The 7,734-nt window shown below is 71.5% G+C and carries 8 protein-coding genes; 1 reads left to right on the top strand and 7 read right to left on the bottom strand.

The window, feature by feature from the left end; all coding sequences use genetic code 11:
* From CCN56_RS31465 to CCN56_RS31440, 6 genes are all read right to left on the bottom strand, one after another.
* A partial coding sequence (locus CCN56_RS31465; RefSeq protein ID WP_086831309.1) for an ABC transporter ATP-binding protein occupies positions 1 to 816 on the bottom strand: 816 nt, incomplete at its 3' end.
* Positions 813 to 1,760, bottom strand: coding sequence for an ABC transporter ATP-binding protein (locus CCN56_RS31460; RefSeq protein WP_086831308.1), 948 nt, complete (start codon positions 1,758 to 1,760; stop codon positions 813 to 815). The genes CCN56_RS31465 and CCN56_RS31460, both read right to left, overlap by 4 nt.
* Complete coding sequence (locus CCN56_RS31455; protein ID WP_086831307.1) at positions 1,757 to 2,752, bottom strand: ABC transporter permease; 996 nt, start codon at positions 2,750 to 2,752, stop codon at positions 1,757 to 1,759. Before CCN56_RS31455 ends, CCN56_RS31460 begins: the two co-directional genes overlap by 4 nt.
* 15 nt (positions 2,753 to 2,767) lie before the next feature.
* The gene (locus tag CCN56_RS31450; RefSeq protein ID WP_086831306.1) at positions 2,768 to 3,745 is read right to left on the bottom strand and encodes an ABC transporter permease; all 978 of its coding nucleotides are present in this window, start codon (positions 3,743 to 3,745) and stop codon (positions 2,768 to 2,770) included.
* A 68-nt stretch (positions 3,746 to 3,813) separates the two neighbouring features.
* Positions 3,814 to 5,502, bottom strand: a complete 1,689-nt coding sequence (locus tag CCN56_RS31445) for an ABC transporter substrate-binding protein (RefSeq protein WP_086831305.1) — start codon at positions 5,500 to 5,502, stop codon at positions 3,814 to 3,816.
* A 74-nt stretch (positions 5,503 to 5,576) separates the two neighbouring features.
* Positions 5,577 to 6,563: a LacI family DNA-binding transcriptional regulator gene (locus CCN56_RS31440; protein WP_256962276.1), complete on the bottom strand. Its 987-nt coding sequence runs from the start codon at positions 6,561 to 6,563 to the stop codon at positions 5,577 to 5,579.
* 205 nt (positions 6,564 to 6,768) lie between these two features.
* Between CCN56_RS31440 and CCN56_RS31435 the strand changes: the two genes are divergently transcribed.
* Positions 6,769 to 7,320, top strand: coding sequence for a YdeI family protein (locus CCN56_RS31435; protein ID WP_086831311.1), 552 nt, complete (start codon positions 6,769 to 6,771; stop codon positions 7,318 to 7,320).
* A 9-nt stretch (positions 7,321 to 7,329) separates the two neighbouring features.
* Here CCN56_RS31435 and CCN56_RS31430 read toward each other — a convergent pair.
* Positions 7,330 to 7,734, bottom strand: a 405-nt coding sequence (locus CCN56_RS31430; RefSeq protein ID WP_107484255.1) for a GNAT family N-acetyltransferase, incomplete at its 5' end; no start/stop codon positions are given.

Genomic DNA, 7,734 nt, shown 5'->3' with positions numbered 1-7,734 from the left:
TGCCCGACCCCGCCCGGCGCGCTCGGCCTTGTCATAGCCGGTGCGCCGGGCGGGGTCGGGCACGGCGGAGAGCAGCAGCCGGGTGTACGGGTGGGCGGGGGCGTCCATGACGGCGAGCGCGTCGCCGCCCTCGACGAGTTCGCCCGCGAACATGACGGCGGTGGTGTCGGCGAGGTAGCGGGCCGAGCCCAGGTCGTGGGTGATGTACAGCATGGACAGACCGCGTTCGTCGCGGAGCCGGCGCATCAGGTTGAGGACGCCGACCCGGACGGACACGTCGAGCATGGAGGTCGGTTCGTCGGCGAGGAGGACGTCCGGTCCGACGGCCAGGGCGCGGGCGACGGCGACGCGCTGGCGCTGTCCGCCGGAGAGTTCGTGCGGATGGGAGTCGAGCATGTCGGCCGTCAGGCCGACCTCCTGCATGAGGGCGGTGAGCCGTCCCCTGTCGGCCGGGTGGCCGTGGAGGACGAGGGCGCGGGTGAGGAAGTGCTCGATGCGGTGGACGGGGTTGAGGGAGCCGAAGGGGTCCTGGAACACCATCTGGACCTTGCCCCGGTACGCACGGGAGGCGCGGCGGCGCTCGGTGCGGAGCACGTCCTCGCCGTCGAGGAGGATCTGCCCGGAGGTGGGCCGTTCGAGGCGGGCGAGACAGCGGGCGAGGGTGGACTTGCCGCTGCCGGACTCGCCGACGAGGGCGGTGACGCGGCCGGGGGCGAGGTCGAGGTCGACGCCGTTCACGGCGCGGACGCGGCGGCGGGAGAAGACGGTGCCGACCGGGAAGTCCTTGGTGAGCCCGCGGATCTGGAGGAGGGTCATGCGGCGGTGCCTCCGGTGAGGGCGGCCCAGCGACCGGGGGCCACCTGGCGCAGGTCCGGGATGTTCGTGGAGCAGTCGGCGCGGTCCTCGGGGCAGCGGACGTGGAAGCCGCAGCTGTCGGCGGTGCGCGGGGCGTCGAAGAGGCCGGTGAGTTCCCTGCGCGGTCCGGTGAGCGGCGGGAAGGCGTTCATCAGGGCTTCGGTGTACGGGTGGAGGGGCCGCGCGAACAGCTCCTTGGCGTCCGCGAGTTCGACGAGCCGGCCGCCGTACATGACGCCCATGCGGTCCGACAGCTCGACCATCAGGGACATGTCGTGGGTGATGAAGAGGACGGAGAAGCCGAGCGCCTGCTGGAGTTCGCGGATCTGGGCCATGATCTCCTGCTGGACGACGACGTCGAGCGCGGTGGTCGGCTCGTCCATGATGAGCAGGGCCGGCTTGAGGGCGACGGCCATGGCGATGACGACGCGCTGGCGCATGCCGCCGGAGAGCTGGTGCGGGTAGGCCTTCAGCCGGTCGGGCGAGATCCCGACGAGGTCGAGGAGTGCGGCGGAGCGGTCGCGGGCGGCCCGCTTCTTCAGCTTCTCGTGGGTGGTGAGGATGTCGCCGATCTGTTCGCCGATGGTGAGGACGGGGTTGAGGGAGTTCATCGCGGACTGGAAGACCATGGCGATCTCCCGCCAGCGGAAGGCGCGCAGTTCGCGGGCGTCCATGGCGAGGACGTCGCGGCCCCGGAAGGCGATCGAGCCGGCGGTGATCTCGGCGGGCGGCTTGAGGAGTCGCATGACGGCGTTGGCGACGGTCGACTTGCCGCAGCCCGACTCGCCGGCGAGTCCGAAGACCTCTCCGGCGCCGATGGTGAACGACACGTCGTCGGCGCCGACGACGCTGCGGCCGTCGCCGCGGTATTCGACCCGCAGGCCCTGGACGTCGAGGACGTTCACTTCTTCCCCTTCCGGCGGGCGCGCAGGCGCGGGTTGGTGATCTCGTCGACCGCGTAGTTGACGAGGGCGAGCGCGAAGGCGACGAGCGCGATGCACAGGCCGGAGGGGACGAACGCCCACCAGGCCCCGGTCATCAGGGCGCCGTCGTTGCCCGCCCAGTAGAGGTTGGTGCCCCAGCTGACGACGGAGGCGTCGCCGAGGCCGAGGAACTCCAGTCCCGCCTGGGCGCCGATGCCGAAGATGACGCAGCCGAGCAGAGTGGTCATGACCACGGACGCCATGTTGGGGAGGATCTCCCGGAACATGATCCGCAGCGGTCGCTCGCCGGTGACGACGGCGGCGGCGACGAAGTCCTTGCCCCGGATGGAGGTGGCCTGGGCGCGCAGTACACGGGCCGAGCCGGCCCAGCCGGTGACGGTGAGGACGAGGACGACGGTGGTGGTGCCGGGCGGCAGGAAGGCGGCGAGGATGACGAGCAGCGGCAGGCCCGGCAGCAGCAGGAAGACGTTGGTGACGAGGGTCAGCAGGTCGTCGACGAGCTTGCCGAGGTAGGCGGAGGCGAGCCCGACGAGCAGCGCGACGAGGGTGGCGGCGATGCCGACGGTGAAGCCGACGAGCATCGAGCTGCGGGTGCCCCACAGGGTGAGGGCGAGGACGTCCTGGCCCTTGGCGGTGGTGCCGAGCCAGTGGCCGGCGGACGGCGGGGTGGAGCCGAGGTCGGTGATGAGGGACGGGTCGCCGGGCGCGAGGACCGGGGCGAGTGTGCCGAGCAGCGCGAAGACGGCGAGCAGGAGGAGTCCGGCGCGGGCCTTGCGGTCGGCGAGCAGCCGGCGCGCGAGGCCCTGGTGGGCGGGGCGCGCGGTGCCCGGCGGGCGGGGCGGCGGGTCGTGGGGCACGGCGGTGGCGGTGTCCGGGGTGTCGAGGACGGGCGTGTCGGCGACGGGAGTGCCTGCGACGGGCGTGTCGGCGACGGGCAGGTCGGGGACGGGCATGTCGGGGTTCCCTCCTCAGCGGACGCGGACGCGCGGGTCGAGGCGTACGTGGATGAGGTCGACGACGAAGTTGGCGAGCAGGACGGCCGCCGTGATGGTGAGGAAGATGCCCTGCATCAGCGGGTAGTCGAGGGCCTGGACGGAGGCGAGGAGCTGGTAGCCGATGCCGGGGTAGGCGAAGACGACCTCGGTGAGGAGGGCGCCGCCGACCATGAAGCCGAGGGCCATGCCGAAGTTGGTGACGGACGGCAGCAGGGCGTTGCGGGCGGCGTACCGGAACATGATCCGGGCGGGGCTCAGTCCCTTCGCCTCGGCCATGGTGATGTAGTCCTCGGCGGCGGTGGCGATCATGGTGTTGCGCATGCCGAGCATCCAGCCGCCGATCGAGACGAGCACGATGGTGAGGGCCGGAAGCACCAGATGGGTGGCGACGTTCCCGAGGAACGCGGCGTCGAAGGCGGGTTCGAGCCCGACGTCGTACGCGTGCCGGAGCGGGAACCAGCCGAGGGTGACGCCGAAGAGGTACAGCGCGCCCATCGCCAGCCAGAAGTACGGGAACGAGCCGACGAAGATCAGCAGCGGCGGCAGCGCGGAGTCGAGGATCCCGCCCCGGCGCCAGGCGGCGAGGACGCCGAGGAGGTTGCCGACGAGGGCGGCGACGAGCAGGGCGGTGAGGCCGAGGAGCAGCGTCCAGCCGATCTGGGAACCGATGACCTCGGAGACCGGGGTCGGGAAGCGCGAGATGGAGATGCCGAGGTCGCCGGTGGCGACGCTGTGGAGGTAGTCGACGTACTGGCGCCACAGCGGGCGGTCGTCGAGACCGAAGAGTTTCTGCAACTGGGCGATCTGATCGGGCTGCATCGTCCCCTGGGCCTGGGCGAACATCCGGGAGACGGGGTCTCCGGGCATGAAGCGCGGCAGCAGGAAATTGAGGGTGACGGAGGCCCAGAAGGCGATCAGGTAGAACCCCAGGTTGCGCAGGACGAGACGCACTGCTCTTCTCCCTGTCGGGTGTTTCGGGGTACGGGCCCCGGCGGCGCGCGCCGGGGCCCGGGGCGGAACTAGCCCTTGACGGGCTGGAGGGAGGTGAGCACGAGGACGGTGGTCACGGACCGGTTGGAGAGGGTCGCGTACGGGTCGTCCTTCGTCGGCCAGCCGGTGAAGCGGGCGTCGGTGTACGCGCCCCACTCGGGTCCGGGGAAGAGCGGGACGACGGGGGCGTCGGCGGCGAACAGCTTCTGCAGCTCGCTCGCCCTGGCCTGCTGGGTCTTCGGGTCGGTGGTGGCGGCGAAGGCGTCGATGAGCTTGTCGGCCTTCGGGTCGCCGAAGCGGTGGTAGTTCTCGGTGGCCTTCTCGCCGACGGGCTTGACCTGGGTGGTGGCCATGGCGCCGCGGTAGAACTCGTACGGTGTGGCGCCGTTGTTGCTCCACACGATGCCGCTGTCGAAGGTGCCCGTCTCGTACGAGGAGACGACGGCGGACCAGTCCGGGGACTTCACGGTGGCGGTGACGCCGACCTCGGCGAGGTTCTGCTTGATGATGTTGGCGACCGAGATCCAGTCGGAGGAGGCGGAGCCGACGGAGATGTCGAGGGTGAGCGGCTTGCCGTTCTTCTGGGTGCGCCTGCCGCCGGCGCCGAGCTTGTACCCGGCGGCGTCGAGGGCCTGGGCTGCGGCCTTGCTGTCGTGCCTGGTCCAGTCGCAGGAGGCAACGACGGTCTCGTCGCGCCAGGTGTCGTAGGCGTTCGACAGGCCGGTGCAGTCGGCGGGGACGCTGTAGCCGTTCATGGCGACCTTGGCGATCTTGGCGCGGTCGACGGCCCGGCTGAGCGCCTTGCGCAGGGCGGGGTCGTCGAAGGGCGCCTTGGCCGTGTTCAGCTGCCAGTTGATCATCGCGCCGGTGGTGGGGAACCAGTAGTGGTTGGTCTTCGGGTTCTTCGCGACGAAGGACTTCTGGATGTCGGGGATGAAGGCCTGGGTCCAGTCGACCTCGCCGTTGGTGAAGGCGAGGTTGGCGCTGTCGTTGCCGGAGAAGGCGAGCAGGCGTATGCCGGCGATCCGCTGCTTCGCGGGCTGCCAGTACGAGGGGTTCTTCCGCAGCTCGTAGGACTGGCTCTGGAAGTGCTCGACCCGGGTGTACGGGCCGGTGCCGACGGGGGTGGCGTTGGTGTCCTTGGCCGGGTCGGCGATCTTCGACCAGATGTGCTTCGGGACGATGTAGTGCCCGCCGATCTCGTAGAGCGAGGGCGAGAAGGGCTTGGTGAAGTGGAAGGTGACCTTCTGCGGGCTGTCGGCGGTGACCTCGCGGAGGTACTCGAAGCCGCCGAGCAGCTTCTTCTGGAGCTCGAAGGTGTAGACGACGTCCTCGGCGGCGAAGGGCCGGCCGTCGGACCACTTCACGCCCTCGCGGAGGGTGAAGGTGACGGACTTCCCGTCGGGCGCCTGGGTCCACGCGGTGGCGAGCCAGGGGGTGTCCTCGCCGTCGGCCGGGTTGTGGACCATCAGCGGTTCGTAGACCGCCTCCTTGGTCATGGGCGCGGCCTTCGGGGAGAAGGGGTTGAAGTTCCGCGTGAAGGTGCCCATGTCCTCGCGGGGGATGGTGAGGAGCTGGTTGCCGGAGGTGTCTCCGGCGCCGGCTGCTCCCGCGCCGCCGGAGCAGCCGGTCAGGAGCAGGGCGGTCGCCGCGGCGCCCGCCACGAGGGCGGGGCGGAGCCCCCGCGGCGCTCGGCCGCGGGCAGGGGAGGGTGTCATAATGGTGGCTCTTTCCTCTCTTCAACACACCGGACGAAGACGGGACGGAAGAACTCGGCGGATCTGATTCGCGGTCAGACCGACGAGCGTTCGAGCAGCGGGCAGTCGACCATCACCCGAGGGGTGTCGAGCGGCTGCCCCGCTGCGAGAGCGGCGAGCATGTCCACGCCCTTGGCGCCCATGGCCTCGAACGGCAGGGCGAGCGTGGTCAGTTTGGGCCGCAGGTAGGCGGCGATGAGTTCCTGGTTGTCGTAGCCCACCACGGCCACGTCGTCCGGGATCCGCAGCCCGCGTTCCTTGATGGCGTCGTACGCGCCCATCGCCATCCGGTCGTTGCCGCAGAAGAGCGCGGTCGGCCGGTCGGCGCGGTCGAGCAGTTCGCAGGCGGCGGTGTAGCCGCCGTCGGCGGTCGCGTGGCCGGAGACGACCAGCGACGGGTCCAGGGGCAGACCGGCCTCGCGCAGCGCCCGCTCGTAGCCCTCGCGGCGGCCGAGGGCGGCGGGGATGTCCGGGTCGAGGTTGATGAACCCGATGCGCTCGTGACCGGCCTCGACGAGCCGGCGGGCGGCACGGTGGCCGCCGCCGACCTCGTCGGGGACGACGGAGGGCAGTTCGCCCTCGGCGTCGTAGCAGTTGACGAGGACCGTGGGGACCTCGCGGGCCGCCTTGGGGAGGGTGACCGCGCGGTGCCAGGTCGTGGCGTAGAGCAGTCCCTCGACCCGCTGTTCGAGGAGCTTGTCGAGGGCGGCGGCCTCCTGGGCCCGGTCGCCCTCGCTCGCGGCGATCAGCAGGAACTTGCGGTCGAGCCAGGCGCGGTCCTGGGCGCCCTTGATGACGTCGACGGCGAAGGGCGCGGTGACGATCTCGGTGATCAGTCCGTACCACTCGCTGCGCTGGGCGGCGAGGGCGCGGGCGCCCGCGTTGGGGCGGTAGCCGAGCTCGTCGATCGCGGCCAGGATGCGCCGCCTGGTCTCGTCCGGGATGGCCGCGCCGGGGCGGTCGTTCAGGACGAAGGAGACGGCCGTGCGCGAGACCCCCGCCCGCCGGGCGACATCACTCATGGTGACGCTACGAGGACTGCCGGCCGCCATGTCGTTCCCCCTGTCTTTGCCGCATCTCTAGGTTACGCGCTTTAGTAACGCGCGTTAGTGCGACGTTGCACGCAAGTTACGGCCGCCTTCCGGCCCCTGTCAATATCTTGGTCACCGAGGAAGTCCGACGGCGGGGAAGAGGTGCCCGGTGGAGACGGTCGAGGGGCTCGCGGTCATGGCGTTCGGCGGCGGGGGCGAGCTGGAGGCCTGGCTGGAAAAGCACCACGGGGACACCCCGGGCATCTGGCTGCTGCTGGGCAGGAAGGGCTCGGACGTACCCTCGCCGAGCGCGGAGGAGATCCTCGACGGCACGCTCGCCTACGGCTGGATCACCGGCAAGCGCAGGGCGCGCGACGAGCGGAGCTACCTCCAGAAGATCACCCCGCGCCGGCCCCGCAGCCTCTGGTCCCAGGTCAACGTGCGGCAGGTCGAGGCACTGACCGCCGCCGGACGGATGCGGGAGCCGGGCCTCGCCGAGGTGCGGGCGGCACGGGCGGACGGCCGGTGGGAGGCCGCGTACCCCTCTCAGAAGGACGCGACCGTGCCGGACGACCTGGCGGCGGCCCTGGCGGCGGAGCCGGGCGCGACGGAGGCCTTCGGGGCGCTCGGCAGGACCGAGCGCTACCTGGTGATCCTCAGCCTCTGGCAGGCCCGCACGGCGAAGACGCGGACGGCACGGCTGGAACGGGCGGTGGCGGCGCTGGCGGCGGGAGGACGACCGAAGTAGGTCGGACCGTCACCGGCACAGGCGGTACAGCACCTGGTGGGCGTCCCACTCCACGAAGGACTCGGCGTGCTCCAGGCCGACGGCCTCCAGGAGCCGACGGGAGCGGTGGTTCGCCTCCTGGGTGACCGCGACCACGCTCGGCGCGGACTCCAGCGCCCGCGCCACGGCCGCGCCGACCGCCTCGCGCGCGTACCCCCGCCCCCAGTGCTCGGGCAGGAACTGGTACGAGACCTCCGTCTCCCCGCCCCGCCCGGCGGCCTCCACCGTGACGAGCCCGAGCAGGACACCGTCCTCGGCCCGGACCGCCGCGTGGAAACCGGCCGCCCCGACGATCCGCCGCTGCCGGATCCGGATGACCGAGTCGATCACGGGGCCGCCGAGGTGGCGGCGTACCTCCGGGTCGGTCCACAGCCG

Origin of the sequence: Streptomyces sp. NRRL B-24572 (assembly GCF_002156145.1) — a bacterium.
Taxonomy (GTDB): Bacteria; Actinomycetota; Actinomycetes; order Streptomycetales; family Streptomycetaceae; genus Streptomyces; species Streptomyces vietnamensis.
The sequence above is the reverse complement of the archived record's forward strand: the minus strand, read 5'-3'. Positions and strand labels throughout refer to the sequence as shown.